Below are 20,823 nucleotides of genomic sequence, written 5' to 3' on the forward strand. Positions count from 1 at the left end.
CCGTGCCGCGCCGGACACGGCGAAGGGCCGGGGAGCGGTTGCGGCTCCCCGACCCTTCGTCAACTCCCCGGGATGCGTCAGTCGTTCGAGACCGTCGCGTACCGCGGCGTGCCCTCGGCCATCTGCCGCAGCGCGTCCTTGCGGTCCCGCTTCGACAGCTTGTCGATGTAGAGGAACCCGTACAGGTGGTCGGTCTCGTGCTGGAGGCAGCGTGCGAAGAAGCCGGTGCCCTCCACCCGGACCGGGTTGCCGTCCTTGTCCCGGCCGGTCACCGCCGCGTAGTCCGGGCGGGCCAGCTCGGCGTACGCGGTCGGCACCGAGAGGCAGCCCTCGTTGCCGTCGTCCAGCACGCGGCGGCGGTCCGCCGGGTACTCCTCCAGCACCGGGTTGATCACGTGGCCGACGTGGCGGACACCCTCGTCGTCCGGGCAGTCGTAGACGAAGACCTTGAGGTCCACGCCGATCTGGTTGGCGGCCAGGCCCACGCCCTCCGCCGCGTACATCGACTGGAACATGTCGTCGATCAGCCCGGACAGCTCGCCGTCGAAGGCGGTCACGTCCTTCACCTCGCGGTGCAGGACCGGGTTGCCGAAGACGGTGATCGGGCGCGCGGTCCCCCTGGAGAGGTCCGGCTCCTCGCCGACCACCTTCACCGGCTGGTCCCCGCCCTGCTCGGGCTCGTGATCATGGTCGTGCTGGTGGTCGTGCTGCTCCGCCATCGCTGCTTTCCGCTTCCGCTTCCGTCGACTGCCGTGCCCGTGGACTGCCACGCTGTACCGGTCAAGGGTAAGCGGCCCGGTCAGCAGACTTCTTCGAGATCCCGATATGCCCGGGTTCCGGGCGCAGCGTCCGCCCAGCGGTCCAGCAGTGTCCGCACCAGACGGGCCGGCGCGGCGATCCCGCACTCGCGCTCGACCAGCCACGACATCCCGCCCGCGCCCTGGCTCAGATGGCTCAGGTGGCCCGGGTGCGCGGCGTCGCCGTCGTCGTGCGGGTCGTGGTGGGCGGTGTGCCCGTCGTCCGAGGCCATCCGGCTCTCCGAACAGGCACGGCACAGCAGCCGCACCGAGGACGTCCAGTCCTCCGCCGCGTAGCCGGCGTCCGCGACCAGCCGCTCCAGGGCGTCCCGGTCGGCCGCCGTCGCCGCCTGCAGCAGCACCACGTAGGTCGGCACCGGGGACGGCGCCCACAGCTCGATCTCGTCGAACACCGGGTAGGCGACCCCGTCGGTGACCCGTTCGCCGTGCGGTGCGCCGTCGTGCAGGACCACCTCGCCCCAGCGCCGGCCGGAGGACGGCAGCGGGATCGACAGGACCTCGATCCGGGCCGGGTCCAGTCGGCGGCCCCAGACCACCTCGGACTCGCCGTCCGGGGAGAGCCGCACCGGCGTCGTCCCCAGGTCCAGGCTGACCGGTCCGTCCGGCTGTCCGCCGGGACCGCCGGGCAGCCGTAGCCCGTACGCCTGCCAGGCCCGCCGGGCCAGCGCCCAGTCCTGCAGTGCCGTCGCCGTGATCCCGAGGTTCCACCAGTCCGGGGCGCCCTGTTCGCGGTCGAGCAGCGCCACCGCGCGCAGCCCGGCCGCCCGCGCCTGCTCCCAGTCGCGGCGGAACTTGTGCAGCAGCGCGAGGTTGAACCACGAGTCCGACAGCCACGGCTCCAGGTCGGCCGCCATCACCAGCAGCGCGCCGGCGTCCTCGTAGCGGCCGTCACCGATCAGCGTGAAAGCCCGGTCCGTCGTCTGCCGCCAGGTGGCGGACGGCCGGTGTCGTGCCCGGTGGAAGATCCTCACGTTCGTCCCTGCCGTCGTCGTCCGCTCAAGTCCCGTGTCCGCTCCCGCGTCCGGGGCCCGGTGCCCCGGGTCGGTGTTCCACGCTACGACCGCATCCAACCACGCCCACCGCCGCGCGCGCTTCCCACCGCCGCGGTTGCCCGGCGCCGGTCCCCACCCCCAGCCTGCCCGCACCGCCCCGCCGGCTCAACCCCGGACGGCACGCCGTCCCCGCCCGGCGGCCCCGCGCCCGGGCTACCCGCGCACCCGGACCAGCGCGTCCACCACCCGGGCGTCGTACACCCGCCCGCGCCCCAGTCGCAGCACCTCCAGGACCTCCAGCCGGCCCACCGCCTCACCGGCCCCGCGCCCCCGCGCCGCCGTCAACAGGTCGTCGTGCGCGTTCGCCACCCGGATGATCCTCGCGGCCAGCGGCACCGCCCGGCCGCCGCCGTCCGCCCCGGGCCACGGGTCGGCCAGCCGGGCGACCTGCTCGGCGACCTGCCGGGGTACGCCGGTCCGGCGGATCACCTCGCTGCCGAGCCGGGCGATCCGCTGCTGTTCGTCGTCCGGCAGCAGCGCCGTCGCCCCGCCGGGCACCGGCTCGACCAGCGACAGCTGCCCGACGTCGTGCATCAGCGCCGCGTACTCCAGCAGCGCGAGTTCCCGGGTGCCCAGGCCCAGCTCGCGGCCGAGCGCACAGGCGGTGTCGGCGACCCGTCGGGCGTGCCCGGGGGGTGTGTACCCGGCCACCTCGGTGGCCTTGGCGAGGCTGGCGATGGTCTGCCCGGTGGTGGCCCGGACGGCCGCCGCCCGTCGGAACGACACCTGCGCCAGCAGCAGCGGCGCGCAGAACAGCGGCAGCGCCCAGAGCCCCACCTCGCCGGCGGCCAGGCTGACCAGCATGCCGGTGGCGACGATCGCCGAGCCGATCCCGAACAGCGAGCGCAGCTCGTCCTCCAGCACCGCCGGGAACCGCAGCCCGCTGCGGGCCCGGCGCAGCAGCGCCGCCAGGGTGACGTCGCAGAGCGCGGCGAGCGCGGCGACCGCGGTCAGGAACGCCCCGTACGCCGGGCCGTCCGCGGAGTACCGGTCGACCACCCCGCTGTTGTAGAGCGGCTGGAACACCGCGGCCGCGAAGGCGGCGCCGAGCAGCCGCCGCGCCGCGCCGTCCCAGCGTGCGCGGTCGCCCCAGGGCCGGCGGCGGTGCCGGTGCCGCCGGTCCCCGCGCGGGCCCGGCACCGCCGCCCGCAACGCGGCGGGCAGCAGGGCGAGGAGCAGGCCGACGCCGGTCACCGCCACCACCTGGAGGACCCCGTGCGCGGTCGGCAGCCCGCGCAACGGCCCGAGCAGCGCGTACGCGAGCGCACCGGCGGCCCCGATCGGCGCCTGCTCGCGGTCACCGGGAAGGGTGATCCGGACGCACTCGCCGAGCGCGATCAGCACGGTGAAGGCCAGCGCCACACCGGGCTCGGCCACCCCCCGGACCGCCACCGCACCCAGTGCGGCGGCCAGCAGCGCGAGCGCCCCGGCGTGCACCACGCGCACCGGGCCCGTGCTCGGCGCCCGCACGCCCGCCCCCCGCGCCCGGTCGGTCGCCGCGCTCACGGCTGCCCGGTCGTCGGCACGGTGCCGCCCTGGGCGGGGACGCCGCGCGGGGCCGCCCGGACCGGTTCGGGGACGCCGAGCGGGATGTCCGGCACCGCCCGGATGCAGTCGGCGGGCGGCGGCAGCACCGGCTGCCAGTCGTGGACGGCCAGCGCGGAGACCAGCGCCCGCACCATCACCGGATCGAACTGGCTGCCCGAGCAGCGCTCCAGCTCCGCGACCGCCTCCGTGACCGGCCTGCCCCGCCGGTAGGAGCGGGTGGAGGTCATCGAGTCGAACGCGTCCGCGACCGAGATGATCCGGGCGAACTCCGGGATCTGCCGGCCGGCCAGCCCGCTGGGGTAGCCCCGACCGTCCATCCGCTCGTGGTGGTGCAGGATCCCGGCGTGCGCCTCGCCCAGGAAGGCGATCCCGCGCACCAGCTCGTACCCGTGCACCGGGTGCACCTCGACGGCCCGCCGCTCGACCTCGGTGAGGGGACCGTTTCTGCGCAGAAGCTCGGTGGCGACCCCCAGCTTGCCGACGTCGTGCAGGACGCCCGCGTACCGCAGGGTGCGCAGCCGCTCGGACTCCATGCCGAGCTGACCGGCGATCAGCACCGCCGCCTTGCCGACCCGTTCGCTGTGCCCCCGGGTGTAGGCGTCCTTGATCTCCACCGCCTGGACCAGGGCCTGGACGGTGGCCTGGTGGGCTTCGCGCTCCCGGTGCCCCTGGGCGAACACCCACGCGGAGATGGTCAGCGGCAGCAGGGCCAGCAGCGCGGCGAACGCGCCGTACGGCCCCTGCCAGAGGACGGCGACCATCAGCCCGCCGGCCGCGTGCACCACCACGGGCAGCCCGATCGCGGCGGCCGGCCCGCGCAGCAGCACGGTGGGCCGGCGCCCCTCCGCCAGCACCAGCATGCCGCCCACCAGCACCCCGTTGACCAGGCAGAACGTGCCGAGCGCGGCGAAGCCCGGGAGCAGCGCGGCGGGGAAGCGGGAGCCGAGCAGCAGTTGCGGGCCGGCCAGGAGATGGAAGACCAGCGAGGCGGCGAAGGCGGAGAGCGCGAGCTGGGAGCCGTTCCACAGCTGCCGCCGCCGGCAGGCCGGTTCGGCGGCGCCCACCAGCGCGGCCGGCGCCGCCACCAGGGCGGCGGCGGCCGGCGGCAGCATCAGCACCCCGGCGAACAGCACCGGGAAGAAGGCGTTGACGCTGGGCCGGGCCGGCACCCGGGCCGCCGACGGGGGGCGGCGCAGCACCGCCCGGACCAGCCGCAGGCACGGCGTGGGCAGCCCCTGGGCGAGCGACTCCCAGCACCCGTGCAGGAAGGCCAGCAGCCCGACCTTGGGCCAGTCCACCGGTGCGCCGAGCCAGTGCGGCGGGTCCAGCGGGGCCGGTGCGGGCAGCAGCGGCAGCAGGCAGCAGAGCGCCGCCACCGGGACGGCCACGAGGTAGCGCGTGGCGCCCTCCGGCAGGTCCGTGTCTCCACTGTCGGTAGCGATCTCGACCTCCCCGCCGTCCTGGCCCGCGCGGCGCCCGGCCCGCCGGGCCGACCGGCGGTGAGTGCCCGTCAGGAGGATAGGGCGCCGTTCCGGCGTGGGGACGCATGATGGCGCAATGCCGCAGCTGGCACACCGCCAACTCACTCGAACGAGTGACGGCGCATACGAGCAGAACGGGGGCGGGGGCGGGGGGGGGGGGCCGCCCGGGGGGCGCCGCGCCCGCGCGGGCGCGGGCCGCGGCGGGGGGGGGCGCGCGCCGCCGTCGGGCCCACCCCCCCCCGCCCCCACCCCCACAACACCCCCCACGTTGTGCGGCCCAAACGGCGCTCCGCGGGGGCGCCCCGGGCCCCACACCGCCCCGGGGCCCGCCCGGCGCGCGCCGTTCGGCGCACAGGTCGTTCCGTGCCCGCAGCCGGCGGGCCTCCGCTCACTCCGCCGGAGCGCCGGCCTCGACCGGGGCACCGGCGCGGGCCGACGGCTCCGCCGCCTCCCCCGCCGACCGGGCCTGACCGGCCGTCTCGGCGTGCACCTCGATCGTCGTCTCGACGGCGACCACCACCGTCTCGCCCGAGCGCTGACCGGCCCGGATCGAGTCGATCCTGGCCAGCACCTTGCCGCGCAGGTCGGCCGGGGTGTCGTCGCAGCCGCAGGAACGCTTGATCAACGCCTTGATCGCCTGCTCCAGCCCGTACTGCTTCAGGCACGGCGAGCACTCCTCGAAGTGCTCACGCAGCTTGGCGCAGTCGCCCTCGGCCATCTCGTTGTCGAGGAATTCGTAGAGGTGGTCGAGGACCTCGCCACACTCGGTGTCGTTCGGATCGCCGCAGCTCATGAGCCCGAGCCCTTCGCTTCCTGCCCTGCCCCACTGCCGGCCGGGACCAGCCCGCGCTCACGGGCGTAATCCTCCAGCATGCCGCGCAGCTGACGGCGGCCGCGGTGCAGCCGGGACATCACCGTACCGATGGGAGTACCCATGATGTCCGCGATCTCCTTGTACGCAAAGCCCTCGACGTCCGCGAGATAGACGGCAATACGGAACTCCTCCGGGATGGCCTGGAGGGCGTCCTTCACGTCGCTGTCCGGGAGGTGGTCCAGGGCCTGGGTCTCCGCCGAGCGCAGACCGGTCGACATGTGCGACTCGGCCCGGGCCAGCTGCCAGTCCTCGATCTCCTCGGCGGCGGTGCGCTGCGGCTCCCGCTGCTTCTTGCGGTACGAGTTGATGAACGTGTTGGTGAGGATGCGGTACAGCCAGGCCTTGAGGTTGGTGCCCTCGCGGAACTGGTGGAACGACGCGTACGCCTTGGCGAACGCCTCCTGGAGCAGGTCCTCCGCGTCGGCCGGGTTGCGGGTCATCCGCAGCGCCGCCGAGTACATCGGATCCAGGTAGCCCAGGGCGTCGCGCTCGAAGCGGTCCCGCCGGGCCTCCTCGCTCTCCTCGGCCGACACCCGGAAGGTGTCCTCGCCGATCGCCTCGGCCAGCTCCTCACCGGTGAGCGCCTCGCCCGTGGGCAGGCCCTCATCCGGGCCCCGGCCCGGCTCGGCCTCGTGCTCGGTCCCGACGACCGGACCCACCTCCTCGGCATGACGGGCACGACCCACGGCGGGCCGCCCCGAAATGGAGGATATCGGGCTGACGGGTTTCTCGCCCGCGGCAATCCAGTCCGACCACGAGGGGGCGAACGTCGCCGCGGCCTCGCGCTCGTCCGGCCGCTCGGGGCACGCGATCGAACCCATCTGCCCTGCCTTCCATCGGGACTCAAGCTGACGAGGGTGTCAACCACTGGAATCACTCCCGCATTCCCGCCCCCCGCCCGCAGTTCGCTCGAACGGGTGAACAGAGCGTGACAGCCCGCGCACGGGGCCCCGGGAACCCCCTCAGAGCAGCCCCAGCACCCAGTCCCCGACCGCCGACGTGATCAGCTCCAGCACCTCGCCCTGACCGACCGGCGCCCGCTTCGGCACCTCGAAACCGTGGCTGCCGTACTCCAGCGCCACCAGCGCGTGCGTACCGGGCAGCTCCGGGAACTCCGCAGGCCCGCCGAACGGGTCGGCCGCACTCTGCACCACCAGCGTCGGCAGGCCCGAGCCCAGCAGTTCCTCCGCCCGGCTCTTCTCCGGCCGGCCCGGCGGGTGCAGCGGGAACGCCAGCGCCACCACCCCGACCGCCCCGGCCGCCGCGCCCGTCCGGCAGGCCACCCGGGCCCCGGCGCTGCGCCCGCCCACCACCAGCGGCAGACCGGCCCCGGCCAGCCGTTCGGCCACCGGCGCCCACCCCGCGTCCAGCGTCTTCGGCGCCGGCCCGAGCCGCTTCCCGGCCACCCGCCAGGGCTGCTCCACCAGCGCCACCGAGATCCCCCGCGCCGGCAGCGCCGCGGCCAGCGCCACCAGGTCCCGCGCCTCGATCCCGCCGCCGGCGCCGTGTCCCAGTGCCAGCACCGCCCGCGGCGCGGCCGCCGGGTGCAGGGTGATCCGGGCGTCCCCGACGGGTGTGGGGACGAGTTCCCTCGTCACGGCCTCCCGGCTCACTGCCGCACGGTCGGCGGCTTCCCGGTCGGCGGCTTCCTGGTCGGCGGCTTCCTGGTTCACGGCGGCTCCGGTACGTACGACGGGGAAGGACGGGGACGGGGAGAGGACAGGGGAGGGCGACGGCCGGAAGGCAGGGCGGCGCGGCGGAGCTCAGAAGAGCGTGGTCTCGTACTCGACCTCGGTGTACGGCTCGGTCAGACCGGGCTCGTCGTTGCGGATGCTGCCGACCGCCGGCGACACCGGAGTGGCCCGCAGCGCCCCCGGCGGCGGGGGTATCAGCAGCCGCCGCAGCTCCTCGGGGTCGTCCCGCCGCGGATCCAGCCACTCGTCGAACGATCCCGGGTCGAGGAAGAGCGGCATCCGCTCGTGGATCGGCGCCAGCAGCTCCTCGGCCTCCGTGGTCACGACGGTGAACGTCACCAGCCAGCCCTCCGGGTGGTCCGACGGCACCGTCCGGTTCCGCCAGAACTCGTACAGCCCGGCCAGGGCGAGCGGCGAGCCGTCCGTCCGGGAGACGAAGAACGGCTTCTTCCTCGCCTTCCCGCGCTCACCCGGCACCGTCTGCCACTCGTAGTAGCCGTCCACCGGCAGGATGCACCGCCGGGACGCGAAGGCCTGCCGGTACGAGGGCTTCTCGTGCACCGTGTCCGAACGGGCGTTGATCATCTTCACCGCCGTCTCCGGCGACTTCGCCCACTGCGGCACCAGCCCCCAGCGCAGCACCCGCAGCTGCCGCACCGGAGCCCGTTCCCCCTTCGGCACCCGTTCCAGCACCACGAAGGCGCTCTGCGTGGGCGCGACGTTCCAGCTCGGAGCCAGCGTCTCGGCCGGATCCCACTGCCGGACGCCGAACAGTTCGACGATGTCCTCGGGCCTGGTGCTCGAAGCGAAGCGACCGCACATGCCGTCAGCTTGCCACGACCGCGACCGCCGCCGGGTTTCTCACCCCCTCCTCACGCCCGCCGGAGAACCACCCGCCCCCGCCCGGCCGTCCCCCGCATGGCAGGCTGCCACCCCGGGACGGCCGAACCGAGGCGGAGGAGACCCCCATGGACGCCAGGACCATCGACGAACTGTGGACCGCCGTCACCGGCACCCAGCCCGCCCCGCCCGGCTGGCTCGCCCTCGCCACCGGCGCCGTCGCCCTGCTCGCCGTCCTCACCCGCCCGCTCTGGCGGATCACCCGCAACGCGGTGACCATCGCGCACGAGGGCGGCCACGGACTCGCCGCCCTCGTCACCCGCCGCAGGCTGGCCGGCATCCGGCTGCACTCCGACACCTCCGGCCTCACACTCTCCTACGGCCGCCCCACCGGCCCCGGCATGGTCCTCACCGCCGCCGCCGGCTACCTCACGCCCGCCCTGCTCGGACTCGGCTGCGCCGCCCTGCTCACGGCCGACCGGATCACCCTGCTGCTCTGGCTCGCCATCGTCCTGCTGCTCGCCCTGCTGGTCCGCATCCGCAACGCCTTCGGCTTCCTGAGCGTCCTGCTCACCGGCGCCGCCTTCTTCCTGGTCTCCTGGTTCGGCACCCCCGAGGTCCAGGCCGGCTTCGCCTACCTCGGCAGCTGGTTCCTGCTGTTCGGCGCGGTCCGCCCGGTCCTCGAACTCCAGCACCAGCGCCGCCGCGGCCAGGCCGGGGACTCCGACGCCGACCAGCTCGCCCGCCTCACCGGCGTCCCCGGCCTCGCCTGGACAGCACTCTTCCTGGTCACCGCACTCGCCGCCCTCGCCCTCGGCGCGAGCTGGCTGCTCCGCCCCCTCTGAGCAGGAGCCCCCGCCGACGCGGGCGAAAGGACAGTTCCGGTACGGCCCCTAAACTTGCCCCATGACCGAGACCCTGTGGCCCGCCCCCGTCGCGACCAGCCCCGTTGACGCCACCGTCACCATCCCCGGCTCCAAGTCGGTCACCAACCGGGCCCTGGTGCTGGCGGCCCTGGCCGACGAGCCCGGCTGGGTGCGCCGACCGCTGCGCAGCCGCGACTCCCAGCTGATGGCCGACGGCCTGCGCGCGCTCGGCGTCGGCATCGAGGAGCAGGTCAACAACGACTCCGGCGGCACCGGGGGCGGCGAGGCCTGGCGGGTCATCCCCGCCCCCGCGCTGCGCGGCCCCGCCTCCGTCGACGTCGGCAACGCTGGCACGGTCATGCGTTTCCTCCCCCCGCTCGCCGTCCTCGCCGACGGCCCGGTCCACTTCGACGGCGACCCGCGCAGCCACGAGCGCCCCCAGCACGGCGTGATCGACGCCCTGCGCGCGCTCGGCGCCCGGATCGAGGACGGCGGCCGCGGCGCCTTCCCGCTCACCGTGCACGGCACCGGGGCCCTGGAGGGCGGCCCGGTCGAGCTCGACGCCTCCTCGTCCTCGCAGTTCGTCTCCGCCCTGCTGCTCTCGGGCGCCCGCTACAACCAGGGCGTCGAGGTCCGGCACGTCGGCGGGCCCGTCCCCTCGCTGCCGCACATCCGGATGACCGTCGAGATGCTCCGGCTGGCCGGCGTCCAGGTCGACGCCCCCGGGGACGGCGGCGAGAAGGACGTCTGGCGGGTCACCCCCGGCGCCCTGATCGGCCGCGACATGGTCGTCGAGCCCGACCTCTCGAACGCCGCACCGTTCTTCGCCGCCGCCCTGGTCACCGGCGGCCGGGTCACCGTCCGCGACTGGCCCCGCCACACCACCCAGCCGGGCGACCAGCTGCGCGACCTCTACACCCGGATGGGCGGCAGCTGCGAGTTCACCGACGAGGGCCTCCAGTTCACCGGCACCGGCCGGATCCACGGCATCGAGGCCGACCTGCACGACGTCGGCGAGCTCACCCCGGTGATCGCCGCCGTCGCCGCCCTCGCCGACTCCGAGTCCCACCTCTACGGCATCGCGCACCTGCGGCTGCACGAGACCGACCGGCTGGCCGCCCTCGCCAAGGAGATCAACGACCTCGGCGGCGACGTCAGCGAGACCGAGGACGGCCTGCGGATCCGCCCGCGCAAGCTGGGCGGCGGCGTCTTCCACACCTACGAGGACCACCGTCTGGCCACCGCCGCCGCGGTGATCGGCCTCGCCGTACCCGGCGTCCGGGTGGAGAACGTGGCCACCACCGCCAAGACCCTGCCGGACTTCCCCGCGATGTGGGACGAGTTGCTCACCGGAGTGGTGGCGGGCGGCTGAGCGGGAGACTGGGGACATGCGCCGTTACGGCAAGGACGCCGACGAGGACGACATCCGCAACCGGCCCGGACGGAAGGGCTCCCGCCCTCGCACCCGGATCCGGCCCAAGCACGAGGACGCGGCCGAGGCGATGGTGCTCACCGTCGACCGCGGCCGGCTGACCTGCCTGATCGACCCGGGCACCAAGCAGGAACGCGAGATCGTCGCGATGAAGGCCCGCGAGCTGGGCCGCAAGGGCGTCGTCGTCGGCGACAACGTCTCCATCGTCGGCGACCTCTCCGGGGACGCCGACACCCTGGCCCGGATCGTCCGGGTCGAGGAGCGCAGCTCGGTCCTGCGGCGAACCGCGGACGACGACGACCCGTACGAGCGGATCGTCGTCGCCAACGCCGAGCAGCTCGCCATCGTCACCGCCCTGGCGGACCCGGAGCCCCGGCCCCGGCTGATCGACCGCTGTCTGGTCGCCGCCTACGACGCGGGGATGGAGCCGCTGCTCGTCCTCACCAAGGCCGACCTCGCCCCGGCCGAACCCATGCTGGACGCCTACGCACCGCTCGGCATCCGGTACGTGGTGACCCGCCGGGACGAGCTGGCCACCACCGGCGCCGAGGTCGTCCGGGAGCGCCTGCGCGGCCTGCGCACGGTGTTCATCGGCCACTCCGGCGTCGGCAAGACCACCCTCGTCAACGCCCTCGTCCCGGAGCACCAGCGGAGCACCGGGCGGGTCAACTCGGTCACCGGCCGGGGACGGCACACCACGGTGTCGGCCCTCGCGCTGCGGCTGCCGCCGCCGCCCGGGGCCAAGCCGGGCTCGAAGAAGGCACTGGACACCGGCTGGGTGATCGACACCCCCGGCTTCCGGTCCTTCGGCCTCTCGCACATCGACCCGTCCCGGGTGATCCTGGCCTTCCCCGACCTGGAGCCCGGCACCGCCGAGTGCCCGCGCGCGTGCAGCCACGACGAGCCGGACTGCGCGCTGGACGCCTGGGTCGCCGAGGGGCACGCCGATCAGGCCCGGCTCTACTCGCTGCGCCGTCTGCTGGCCAGCAAGGAGGCCCGCGAGGACGACTGACCCGCCCGGGTGCGCGGGCGGAGTCCGGTGTTTTCGCGCGTTCGAGGTGTCGGAGCACCGCTGCCTGGTGATCATAGGAAAGTCGGGCCGGATCACGGCCCGTTTCCGGCGATCGACAGGGAGAGCACGCGATGGCATGGGCCCTGGTGATCCTGGCCGGTCTCCTGGAGACCGGCTTCGCGATCAACCTCAAGCTCAGTGAAGGCTTCACCAAGCTCTGGCCCACCATCAGCTTCTGCGTCTTCGCCCTCGGCAGCTTCGGTCTGCTCACGATCTCCCTGAAGACCCTCCCGGTCGGCCCCGCGTACGCGGTGTGGACCGGGATCGGCGCGGCCGGCACCGCGATCTACGGCATGGTCTTCCTGGACGAGACCACCTCGGTGCTCAAGCTGGTGTCGATCTCCCTGGTGATCGCCGGGGTGATCGGCCTCCAGCTGAGCGGTTCCGCGCACTGAGCCCCCGCCCGCCCGGGGCGGGTTCGGCCCGGGGCCCGGCCCTTCCCGGTCCGGTCCGCGAGCCCGACTGTCCCGATCGGGGAGGGCTCGCTAGGGTTTCGGACATGGCCGACTACCACGACGACCTCCGACTCGCCCACGTCCTCGCCGACTCGGCCGACTCGGTCACCCTGGAGCGCTTCCGCGCACTCGACCTCCGGGTCGAGACCAAGCCCGACCTCACCCCCGTGAGCGACGCCGACAAGGCCGCCGAGGAGCTCGTGCGCAGCATCCTCCAGCGGGCCCGCCCGCGCGACGCGGTGCTCGGCGAGGAGTTCGGCCTCCAGGGCACGGGACCGCGCCGCTGGGTGATCGACCCGATCGACGGCACCAAGAACTACATCCGCGGCGTGCCGGTCTGGGCCACCCTGATCGCGCTGCTGGAGGACGGCCCGGACGGCGTCGAACGGCCGGTCGTCGGCATCGTCTCGGCCCCCGCGCTGAACCGCCGCTGGTGGGCCGCCAAGGACCTAGGCGCGTTCGCCGGCCGCAGCCTGGCCAAGGCGAGCCGGATCCGGGTCTCCGGCGTCTCCCGGATCGAGGACGCCTCCTTCTCCTACTCCTCGCTCTCCGGCTGGGAGGAGCGCGGCCGCCTCGACCCGTTCCTCGACCTCACCCGGGCCTGCTGGCGCACCCGTGCCTACGGCGACTTCTGGTCGTACATGATGGTCGCCGAAGGCGCGGTCGACATCGCGGCCGAGCCGGAACTGTCCCTGTGGGACATGGCGGCCAACTGCATCATCGTCGAGGAGGCCGGCGGCCGCTTCACCGGCCTGGACGGCGTCCCGGGCCCGGGCGGCGCCGACGCGGTCGCCTCCAACGGCCTGCTCCACGAGGAGGCGCTGGGCCGCCTCGGCGTGTGACCCCGGCAGTGCCCCGTGACATGGGTGCGGGCCCGCCACGACCGGTGCTCCGGTCGTGGCGGGCCCGCTGCTCATCGGGGGCGCGCCGGCGTCACCGCTGCTTGCGCAGCTCCCGCACGGCCGCCTCCAGGCGCTGACCGTAGTCGGCGTCGGCCTTGCGGAAGTTCTCGATCGCCCGCTCGACGATGTCGTCGCGGTCGGCCGAGACCTTGGCGATGAAGCCGGCCAGGTTGGCGACCAGCCGCTGCTTCTCGTCCTCGCCGATCAGCCGGTACAGGTTGCCCGCCTGCACGAAGTCGTTGTCCTCGGCGTGCGAGGGGGCCTCGGAGGTGCCGGTGGCACCGCTGACGGGGGTCGGCGCCCAGAGCGGCCGGCCGGTCTGCACCGGGCCGCCGAAGCTGTTGGGCTCGTAGTTCTTCTGGCGGCCGTGCCGGCCGTCGTACAGGTGGCCGTCACGGCTGTTGTTGCGCGCCTCGGCGGCGTGCGGGCGGTTGACCGGCAGGTGGTCGGCGTTGATGCCGACGCGGTAGCGGTGGGCGTCCGCGTACGCGAACAGGCGGCCCTGCAGCATCTTGTCGGGGGACGGACCGATGCCGGGCACGAAGTGCGACGGGGAGAAGATCGACTGCTCGACCTCGGCGAAGACGTTGTCGGGGTTGCGGTTGAGCTCCAGCTTGCCGAACTCGACCAGCGGGTAGTCGGCGTGCGGCCAGACCTTCGTCAGGTCGAAGGGGTTGAAGCGGTAGTTCGCCGCGTCGGCGGCCGGCATGATCTGGACGCTGACCGTCCAGGTGGGGAACTCGCTGCGCTCGATGGCCTCGCGCAGGTCCCGCTGGTGGCTGTCCGGGTCCTCGCCCGCGAGCTTGGCCGCCTCCTCCGACGTCAGGTTCCTGATCCCCTGGTCGGTCTTGAAGTGGTACTTGACCCAGAAGTACTCGCCGGCCTCGTTCTGCCACTGGTAGGTGTGCGAGCCGAAGCCGTCCAGGTGCCGGTAGGAGGCCGGGATGCCGCGGTCGCCGAACAGCCAGGTCACCTGGTGGGTGGCCTCGGGCGACAGGCCCCAGAAGTCCCAGACGTTGTCCGCCTCCTGCGAGCCCGTGTACGGGTCGCGCTTCTGGGTGTGGATGAAGTCCGGGAACTTGGTGGCGTCCTTGATGAAGAACACCGGGGTGTTGTTGCCGACGAGGTCGTAGTTGCCCTCCTCGGTGTAGAACTTCAGCGCGAAGCCGCGCGGGTCGCGCACCGCGTCGGCGGAGCCGAGGTTGCCCGCCACGGTGGAGAACCGCAGGAAGGTCTCGGTCTGCTTGCCGACCTCGGAGAGGAACGCCGCCCGCGTGTAGCCGGTCACGTCGGCGGTCACGGTGAACGTGCCGTACGCGGCCGCGCCGCGGGCGTGCACCACGCGCTCCGGGATCCGCTCGCGGTTGAAGTGCGCGAGCTTCTCGAACAGCTGCTGGTCCTGGATCAGCGCCGGACCGCCGACACCGGCGGTCTCGGTGTTCTGGTTGTCGGCGACGGGGGCACCCGCCTCCGTGGTGAGGGTGGGGCGCAGCTCGTCCTGGGTAGTCATAAGAGGGTGCCTCCGCGTGATCCGGTCGTTACGACTCGATCCTAACTTGGACTTTGTCTAAGTCAACACTGGAACCAGACTGGGAGTGCACTTACCCTGTACCCATGAGTGACCTGCTGGAACGGCTTCGCGGACGTGGATGGCGGCTGACCTCGCAGCGCCGGGTCGTGGCCGAGGTCCTCGACGGAGAACACGTCCACCTCACCGCCGACGAGGTGCACGCGCGCGCGGCGCAACGGCTGCCCGAGATCAGCCGCGCCACCGTCTACAACACCCTCGGCGAACTCGTCTGCCTCGGCGAGGTGCTGGAGGTCGCGACCGACGGCCGCGCCAAGCGGTACGACCCCAACGCCCACCACGCCCACCAGCACCTGGTCTGCTCCGGCTGCGGCGCCATCCGCGACGTCCACCCGCTGGGCGACCCGCTGGCCGCGCTGCCCGCCTCCGAGCGGTTCGGCTTCACCGTCTCCGGCGCCGAGATCACCTACCGCGGCCTCTGTCCGGACTGTACGACCGGCCCCTGAGCAGCCCCCGCGAACCGCCCCCGGCGCCACCACCCCCGGCACAGGGTGTCCGGGCGGACCGCGCAGGCGGGCACCTCGACCCGGTGAACGACGAGGACGACGAGGACGACGTCCCGACCCGCGGCGAGCGGCGCCGGGTGCCCGTGGCCGGGCCCGGCGCTACGCGCTCAGCTCGGCGTGGAGGGCGCCCAGCAGGCGGCCGGCCCGCTCGGCCACCTCGGCCGGACCGTAGTCCGCCGCCCGCCGGCACCAGTTCTCCGCCTGCACCGGCTCCCCCCGGCGCAGCGCCAGCAGCGCGAGCCGCAGCGCCGCCCGCCCGTGCCCGGCGTCCGCGGCCCGGGTGTACCAGAGCATCGCCTCGGCCTCGCTGTCCTGCCGGGCCAGCAGCAGCCCCAGGTTGAACGCGGCGCTGCGGCTGCCCGCCGCCGCGGCCCGCCGGTACCAGCTCTCGGCGATCTCCAGCGCCCCGCGCTCGGCCGCCCGCACTCCCATCCGCACCTGGGCCCGCCGGTGCCCGGCGTCCGCCGCCACCGCGTACCAGTGCTCGGCCTCCTGGTCCGCGTCCCCGCGCCGGTCCAGCACCGAGGCCAGCCGGAACGCACCCTCCGCCGACCCGCCCGCCGCCGCCTGGCGGTAACGCTCCAGCGCGCCCGCCAGATTGCCGCGCTGCTCCTGCACCACCGCCAGCTGAAGCGCCGCCTCGCCGTGCCCCTCGGCAGCGGCGCGCGCGTACCACTCCTGCGCCTGCCGCTGCTCGCCGCGCCCGGCGTGCAGGACGCCCAGGTTGAAGGCGCCGTCCACGCTGCCCGCCTCCGCGGCCTTGGAGAACCACGGTTCGGCGCCCGACTCGTCACCGCGCTGCAGCAGCACCACGGCCAGCGCGTTGCACGCCTCCCGGTGCCCGGCGTACGCGGCCCGCCGGTACCACTGCTCGGCCTGCTGGTCCCGCCCGGCGCCCGCGCAGAGCAGCCCCAGGTTGAACGCGCCGTTCTGGTCCCCGGCCTCCAGCGCGCTGCGGTACCAGCGCTCCGCCTCGGCGGCCTCGCCGCGCGAGGCGTGCAGCGCGCCCAGCGCGTTCGCCGCGTTGCCGTCCCCGGCCTCGGCCGCCTCCTGCCACCACTCGGCGGCGGCACCGAGATCCCCGGAGTCGCGCAGCAGGAAGCCCAGCGCGCACGCGGCCCGGGGCTCGCCGTTCTGCGCCGACTGCCGGTACCAGCGGGCGGCCTCCTCCAGCAGCGCCTGGTCCCCGCCGGCCCGGTCCTCCAGCAGGACGCCGAGGCGCAGCGCCGCCCGGGCGTGGCTGCGGGCGGCCGCGATCCGGTACCAGGCCTCCGCGGTCTCCTTGTCCCCGGCCGCCTCCCGCATCCGGGCCAGCCGGTAGGCGGCCTCCCGGTGTCCGGCGTCGGCGGACACCTTGAACCAGCGTTCGGCGCGGACGTCGCGCCGGTGCTCCATCAGGTCGCCGAGCGCGTACGCGCCCAGCGGGTGACCGTGGTCGGCGGCGAAGTGCAGCCAGTACTCGGCCGCCTCCTCCTCACCCTGGTCCCGCAGTTGCAGGCCGAGCGCGTGCGCGGCCGGCGCGCTGCCGGCCACCGCGGCCTGCCGCCACCACTGGGCCGCCTCGGCCCGGTGGCCCTGCTGGTGCAGCAGCACGCCGAGGTTGTTGGCGGCGGAGCGGAGTCCGGCAGCGGCGGCCCCGCGCAGGTACGGCTCCGCGTCCTCCAGGTCGCCGCGGCGCAGCAGCAGCGTGCCGAGCCGGCCGGCGGCGTCCGCGTCGCCGTCGTCGGCGGCCTGACGGTGCCTGGCTTCCAGTGCGGCCTGCTCGCGGGCGGCCAGCGCGGTCTCGAAGCTCGCGGAGTCGAAGCCGGCGTGCTCGCCGGCGTCCGCCCCCGGGCCGCTCTGTTCGGTGAGCGCGCCGTACGGGCCGATCTCGGCGGTGAACCGGCTGGTGGGGACGTGCACCAGGCTGTCCGGGCCGTAGCCGGGCGCCGGGCGGCGCTCCGTCAGGCCGCTGGTGCGCTGGGCGGGCAGGGCACCCGGGTTCCGCTCGGGGCTCTCCGCCCAGGCCTCGGTGTCCGCCTCGGTGGTCGCCGGTTTCGCTCCTGTCCCGTTCTTTCCGATCAGCCTCATGCCGACTCCCGCTCCCCCAGAGTGTCGCGGCATCCTTCCCCGGCCATCGGCCGGGGGGACCGTCCCCCGGTCTTGGACCGGAGGCACCCCCAGGGGGCGCGTCGGACCGGACGGCCGGTCAGCAGCCGTGCAACGTCCCCCATGTGTCCCATCGTCGCATCACCCGCAACCCGCGTACACCTGCCCCGGCCGATTTCGGCGGGGCGGACCCGAAGCCGACGAGATTGCTTCGGCGCTTTGTCGATTTCCCGACACTGGCGTCCGCAAACCCCGCTGCCGTCGTCCTTGGCGACGCTCGATGGTACCGGAGCAACCCCCGCGGCCCGGCCGAAAAAACGCCAGAGGCCCGGAGGACGAATCCTCCGGGCCTCTGTGCTACTGAGTAGCGGGGACAGGATTTGAACCTGCGACCTCTGGGTTATGAGCCCAGCGAGCTACCGAGCTGCTCCACCCCGCGTCGGTAGCCAAACCATAACACGGTCGCGGGGTGGGACAGAAATCGGTCGCCGCAGCTCAGCGCCTCAGGGGCTGGTGCTCGGCGCCGGCGCCGGGGTGGCCCCCGGTGAGCCCGACGGGGCGGGCGTCCCCGACGGAGCCCCCGACGGAGCCCCGGGCGAGGGCCCCGCCGACGCGGCCGCGGGCGCGAGACCGGCCTTCTGCAAGGCCGCGGCCAGCGCCTTGGCCGCCTCGCTCTGCGCCTTCTGAGCCTGCCCGACGGCCACCCAGTCACCGGACTTGGCGGCGTTGTCGAGCTCGCCCTGCGCCTTCAGCACGTCCGCCATCGCCTTCTGCAGCTCGGGCGTGACCGTGCTCCCCGGCGCCGGCGTCGTCGGATTCGTCGGCGTCGTCGGGTTGGTGGGCGTCGTCGGGTTCGTCGGCGTGGTGGGTGCGGTCGGCGTGGTCGCCGGCGCCGCGCCCGCGAACACCTTCCGCAGCGCCTCCTCCAGCGTGTTCTCGAAGGCCACGTTGTCGTTGCCGTAGACCGCCAGCACCTTCTGCAGCGTCGGGTACTTGGCGCCGCGCCCGCGGACGTACACCGGCTCGACGTTCAGCAGGCCCCCGCCGACGGGCAGCGTCAGCAGGTTGCCGTACTCCAGCTCCGAGTCACCGCCGCTCTTCAGCAGGGTGATCTGCTGCGCCACCTCCTGCCGCGAGTTGAACTGCGACTGCACCAGGTTCGGGCCGAGCGTCTTGGAGTCCCCCGGCACCTTGAGGATCCGGAGCTTGCCGTAGTCCGGGCCCGGGTCGGCGCTGACGGCCATGAACGCCGCCAGGTTGTCCCGGCCGCGCGGCACGAAGGTGGTCGTCAGCGAGAAGCTCGCCGACGTGACCGCCGGGTCCGGCATCCGCACCGTCAGGTAGTACGGCGGCTGGAACTGCTTGGTGTCGCTGGTCGGGTCCACCGGGACCTGCCAGATGTCGCTGCCGTTGAAGAACGAGTTGGCGTCCGTCACGTGGTACTGGCCCAGCAGGTCGCGCTGCACCTTGAACATGTCCTGCGGGTAGCGCAGGTGGGGCATCAGCGTGCCCGGGATCTCCGCCTTGGCCTTCACGGTGTCCGGGAACGCCTTCATCCAGGTCTTCAGCACCGGGTCGTTCTCGTCCCACTGGTACAGCGTCACCTCGCCGGTGTACGCGTCCACGGTGGCCTTGACCGAGTTGCGGATGTAGTTGACCTGGTTGGCGACGGTCAGCAGCTCACCGCGCTGGTTGGTCAGCGAGTCCTTGGTGGCCGTGCCCAGCGTCGTCTTCGACGAGAAGGGGTAGCCGTCCGAGGTGGTGTAGCCGTCCAGCACCCAGACCACCCGGCCGTTCTCCACCACCGGGTACGGGTCGGCGTCGATCGACAGCCACGGCGCGACCTTCTCCACCCGCTCCTTGGGCGTCCGGTCGTAGATCACCTTGGCGCCGTCGGTGATCGCCCCCGCGTAGAGGATCTGCGGCTCGGCGAACTTCACCGCGTACGCGGCCCGGGTCAGCGGGTTGTTCAGCGAGACGCCGCTGCCGCCGGTGTACTTGTACTGCTTGTTCTCACCGGAGTCGGTGGTGTAGTCGATCTCCTGGTTGGAGCCGCCCACGATCGAGTACGTGGAGGTCTTCTCGCCGTAGTAGATCCGCTGCTGGTAGTCGCCCAGCGAACCCGTCGCCGGCAGGCCGGACTCGGTGAAGACCGGCTGGCCCTTGTCGTTGACCTGGTTGCCCTTGGCCACCACCGCGCCGTAGCCGTGCGTGTACTTGAAGTGGTCGTTGATCCAGTTCCGCTGCACACCGTTGAGGTCCAGCTCGCGCAGGCCGATCACGGTGTCCTGGGCGCCCGCGTCCTTGCCGTACCGGTCCACGTCCAGGGTCTGCGGGAACGCGTAGTACGACCGCTGCTGCTCGATCGACTGGAAGGTCGGCGAGACGACGTTCGGGTCGATCAGCCGGATGTCCGAGATGGTCTGCGCGTCCGGCTTCAGCGCCTCGGCGTCGGTCGTGCCCTTCGGGGTGTACGGGATCGTCTGGCTGTCCGAGATCCCGTACGCCTGGCGCGTCGCGTCGATGTTCTTCTGGATGTAGGGCGTCTCCTTGGCCTGCTCGTTCGGCTTGACCTGGAACTGCTGCACGATCGCCGGGTACACCCCGCCGATCAGCACCGCCGACAGCACCATCAGGCCCAGCCCGATCAGGGCCGGGGCCCAGGTGCGCCGCACCGGGGTCAGGAAGAACAGCACCGCGCAGATGATCGCGACGAAGAACAGGATCGTCTTCGCCGGCAGGAACGCGTTGGCGTCCACGTACCGCAGGCCGGTCCAGCCGGAGACCTCCCGGTAGGCGCCGGTCTTCACGGCCAGCGCGTACCGGTCCAGCCAGTACGCCACCGCCTTCAGCAGCACGAAGATGCCCAGCAGCACCGCCAGGTGCCCCTGCGCACCGACGCTCGCCCGCCGGCCCGGTCCCTGCAGCCGCAGCCCGCCGTACAGGTAGTGCACCAGCACCGAGGTCAGCAGCGAGACGATCACCGCGCTGAACGCGAAGCCCAGCACGAACTCGTAGAACGGCAGATCGAAGGCGTAGAACGAGACGTCCCGCCCGAACTGCGGGTCCTTGACCCCGAACGAGGTCCCGTTGGTCCACAGCAGCCACGTCCGCCACTGGCCCGAGGCCGCGGCACCCGCCACCAGCCCGATCACCAGCGAGATCCCGATCAGCGCCCAGCGCTTGAACGGCGCCAGGCCCGAGCGGTAGCGGTCCAGGCTCTGCTGCTCGACCGACATCGCCGACAGCGGCGGCCTCAGCCGGTGCGCCAGCCACACGTTGAAGCCGACGATCACCGCCATCAGCAGGCCGAAGACCGCGAACAGCCCGATCTTGGTCCAGAGCTGGGTGGTGAACACCGAGGAGTACTGGACCGACTTGAACCAGAGCCAGTCCGTCCAGAATCCGGCGAACATGACGAACAGCAGGAAGAGGACCGCGAGCACTCCCAAGGTCAGCAGGAGCACTCGCGCCCGCCGGGAGGGCGGGCCTACTCTGCGCCGGAAACCCGGCCCTGAGCGTTCCGGCATCTGGAATACCACGGTGGCACCTCAGTTGTGTCGTCTGGAGTCGGTCGGTCTTCAGTGCAACTTAACCAGGCTTTAGC

Annotated in this window: 17 protein-coding genes and 1 tRNA gene; 6 read left to right on the forward strand and 12 right to left on the reverse strand. The window is 73.5% G+C overall.

Annotated elements, in window-relative coordinates; genetic code table 11:
• Window positions 1-77 precede the first annotated feature (77 nt).
• The 8 genes from def to ABZY91_RS03265 all read right to left on the reverse strand — a co-directional run bounded on the left by def (window position 78) and on the right by ABZY91_RS03265 (window position 8,289).
• Window positions 78-719 (reverse strand): peptide deformylase, encoded by a 642-nt coding sequence (gene def, locus ABZY91_RS03230; protein WP_329883121.1) that lies wholly within the window; start codon window positions 717-719, stop codon window positions 78-80.
• An 80-nt stretch (window positions 720-799) separates the two neighbouring features.
• Window positions 800-1,789, reverse strand: a complete 990-nt coding sequence (locus ABZY91_RS03235; RefSeq protein ID WP_355399404.1) for a hypothetical protein — start codon at window positions 1,787-1,789, stop codon at window positions 800-802.
• Window positions 1,790-2,023: 234 nt separating this feature from the next.
• Complete coding sequence (locus ABZY91_RS03240) at window positions 2,024-3,316, reverse strand: HD domain-containing protein (protein WP_355399406.1); 1,293 nt, start codon at window positions 3,314-3,316, stop codon at window positions 2,024-2,026.
• Between the two features lie 56 nt (window positions 3,317-3,372).
• Entirely contained in the window at window positions 3,373-4,806 is a 1,434-nt protein-coding gene (locus tag ABZY91_RS03245) for an HD-GYP domain-containing protein (protein ID WP_355399408.1), read from the reverse strand.
• A 481-nt stretch (window positions 4,807-5,287) separates the two neighbouring features.
• Window positions 5,288-5,692: a mycothiol system anti-sigma-R factor gene (gene rsrA, locus ABZY91_RS03250; RefSeq protein ID WP_329883125.1), complete on the reverse strand. Its 405-nt coding sequence runs from the start codon at window positions 5,690-5,692 to the stop codon at window positions 5,288-5,290.
• Complete coding sequence (locus ABZY91_RS03255; protein ID WP_329883212.1) at window positions 5,689-6,432, reverse strand: sigma-70 family RNA polymerase sigma factor; 744 nt, start codon at window positions 6,430-6,432, stop codon at window positions 5,689-5,691. The genes rsrA and ABZY91_RS03255 overlap by 4 nt, the downstream gene beginning before the upstream one ends.
• A gap of 303 nt (window positions 6,433-6,735) precedes the next feature.
• Window positions 6,736-7,371 carry an alpha/beta family hydrolase gene (locus ABZY91_RS03260; RefSeq protein ID WP_355399465.1) on the reverse strand — a complete coding sequence of 212 codons (636 nt, stop codon included), beginning with the start codon at window positions 7,369-7,371 and terminating at the stop codon, window positions 6,736-6,738.
• 165 nt (window positions 7,372-7,536) lie between these two features.
• Window positions 7,537-8,289: an SOS response-associated peptidase gene (locus ABZY91_RS03265; RefSeq protein ID WP_329952283.1), complete on the reverse strand. Its 753-nt coding sequence runs from the start codon at window positions 8,287-8,289 to the stop codon at window positions 7,537-7,539.
• A 146-nt stretch (window positions 8,290-8,435) separates the two neighbouring features.
• Here ABZY91_RS03265 and ABZY91_RS03270 point away from each other — a divergent pair, with 146 nt between their 5' ends.
• From ABZY91_RS03270 to hisN, 5 genes are all read left to right on the forward strand, one after another.
• The gene (locus ABZY91_RS03270; protein ID WP_355399411.1) at window positions 8,436-9,152 is read left to right on the forward strand and encodes a M50 family metallopeptidase; all 717 of its coding nucleotides are present in this window, start codon (window positions 8,436-8,438) and stop codon (window positions 9,150-9,152) included.
• Window positions 9,153-9,213: 61 nt separating this feature from the next.
• Window positions 9,214-10,545: a 3-phosphoshikimate 1-carboxyvinyltransferase gene (gene aroA, locus ABZY91_RS03275; RefSeq protein WP_355399413.1), complete on the forward strand. Its 1,332-nt coding sequence runs from the start codon at window positions 9,214-9,216 to the stop codon at window positions 10,543-10,545.
• Window positions 10,546-10,561: 16 nt separating this feature from the next.
• On the forward strand, window positions 10,562-11,617 hold the full coding sequence (rsgA, locus tag ABZY91_RS03280) for a ribosome small subunit-dependent GTPase A (protein ID WP_355399415.1): 1,056 nt from the start codon (window positions 10,562-10,564) through the stop codon (window positions 11,615-11,617).
• Window positions 11,618-11,748: 131 nt separating this feature from the next.
• Complete coding sequence (locus ABZY91_RS03285) at window positions 11,749-12,072, forward strand: multidrug efflux SMR transporter (protein ID WP_329883130.1); 324 nt, start codon at window positions 11,749-11,751, stop codon at window positions 12,070-12,072.
• A 104-nt stretch (window positions 12,073-12,176) separates the two neighbouring features.
• Entirely contained in the window at window positions 12,177-12,974 is a 798-nt protein-coding gene (gene hisN, locus ABZY91_RS03290) for a histidinol-phosphatase (RefSeq protein WP_329952286.1), read from the forward strand.
• 91 nt (window positions 12,975-13,065) lie between these two features.
• Here the strand turns inward: hisN and ABZY91_RS03295 are convergent, their stop codons facing one another.
• Window positions 13,066-14,544: a catalase gene (locus ABZY91_RS03295; RefSeq protein WP_329883132.1), complete on the reverse strand. Its 1,479-nt coding sequence runs from the start codon at window positions 14,542-14,544 to the stop codon at window positions 13,066-13,068.
• A 104-nt stretch (window positions 14,545-14,648) separates the two neighbouring features.
• Here ABZY91_RS03295 and ABZY91_RS03300 point away from each other — a divergent pair, with 104 nt between their 5' ends.
• Window positions 14,649-15,068 (forward strand): Fur family transcriptional regulator, encoded by a 420-nt coding sequence (locus ABZY91_RS03300; RefSeq protein ID WP_329883133.1) that lies wholly within the window; start codon window positions 14,649-14,651, stop codon window positions 15,066-15,068.
• 159 nt (window positions 15,069-15,227) lie between these two features.
• Here ABZY91_RS03300 and ABZY91_RS03305 read toward each other — a convergent pair whose 3' ends face one another.
• The 3 genes from ABZY91_RS03305 to ABZY91_RS03315 all read right to left on the reverse strand — a co-directional run bounded on the left by ABZY91_RS03305 (window position 15,228) and on the right by ABZY91_RS03315 (window position 20,746).
• Entirely contained in the window at window positions 15,228-17,198 is a 1,971-nt protein-coding gene (locus tag ABZY91_RS03305; RefSeq protein WP_329952287.1) for a tetratricopeptide repeat protein, read from the reverse strand.
• A 383-nt stretch (window positions 17,199-17,581) separates the two neighbouring features.
• Window positions 17,582-17,655 (reverse strand) — tRNA-Met (locus ABZY91_RS03310).
• Between the two features lie 64 nt (window positions 17,656-17,719).
• A complete protein-coding gene (locus ABZY91_RS03315) occupies window positions 17,720-20,746 on the reverse strand; it encodes a UPF0182 family protein (RefSeq protein ID WP_355399419.1) in 3,027 nt (1,008 codons plus the stop codon).
• Window positions 20,747-20,823 lie beyond the last annotated feature (77 nt).

Origin of the sequence: Kitasatospora sp. NPDC002965 (assembly GCF_040611255.1) — a bacterium.
Lineage (GTDB): Bacteria > Actinomycetota > Actinomycetes > Streptomycetales > Streptomycetaceae > Kitasatospora.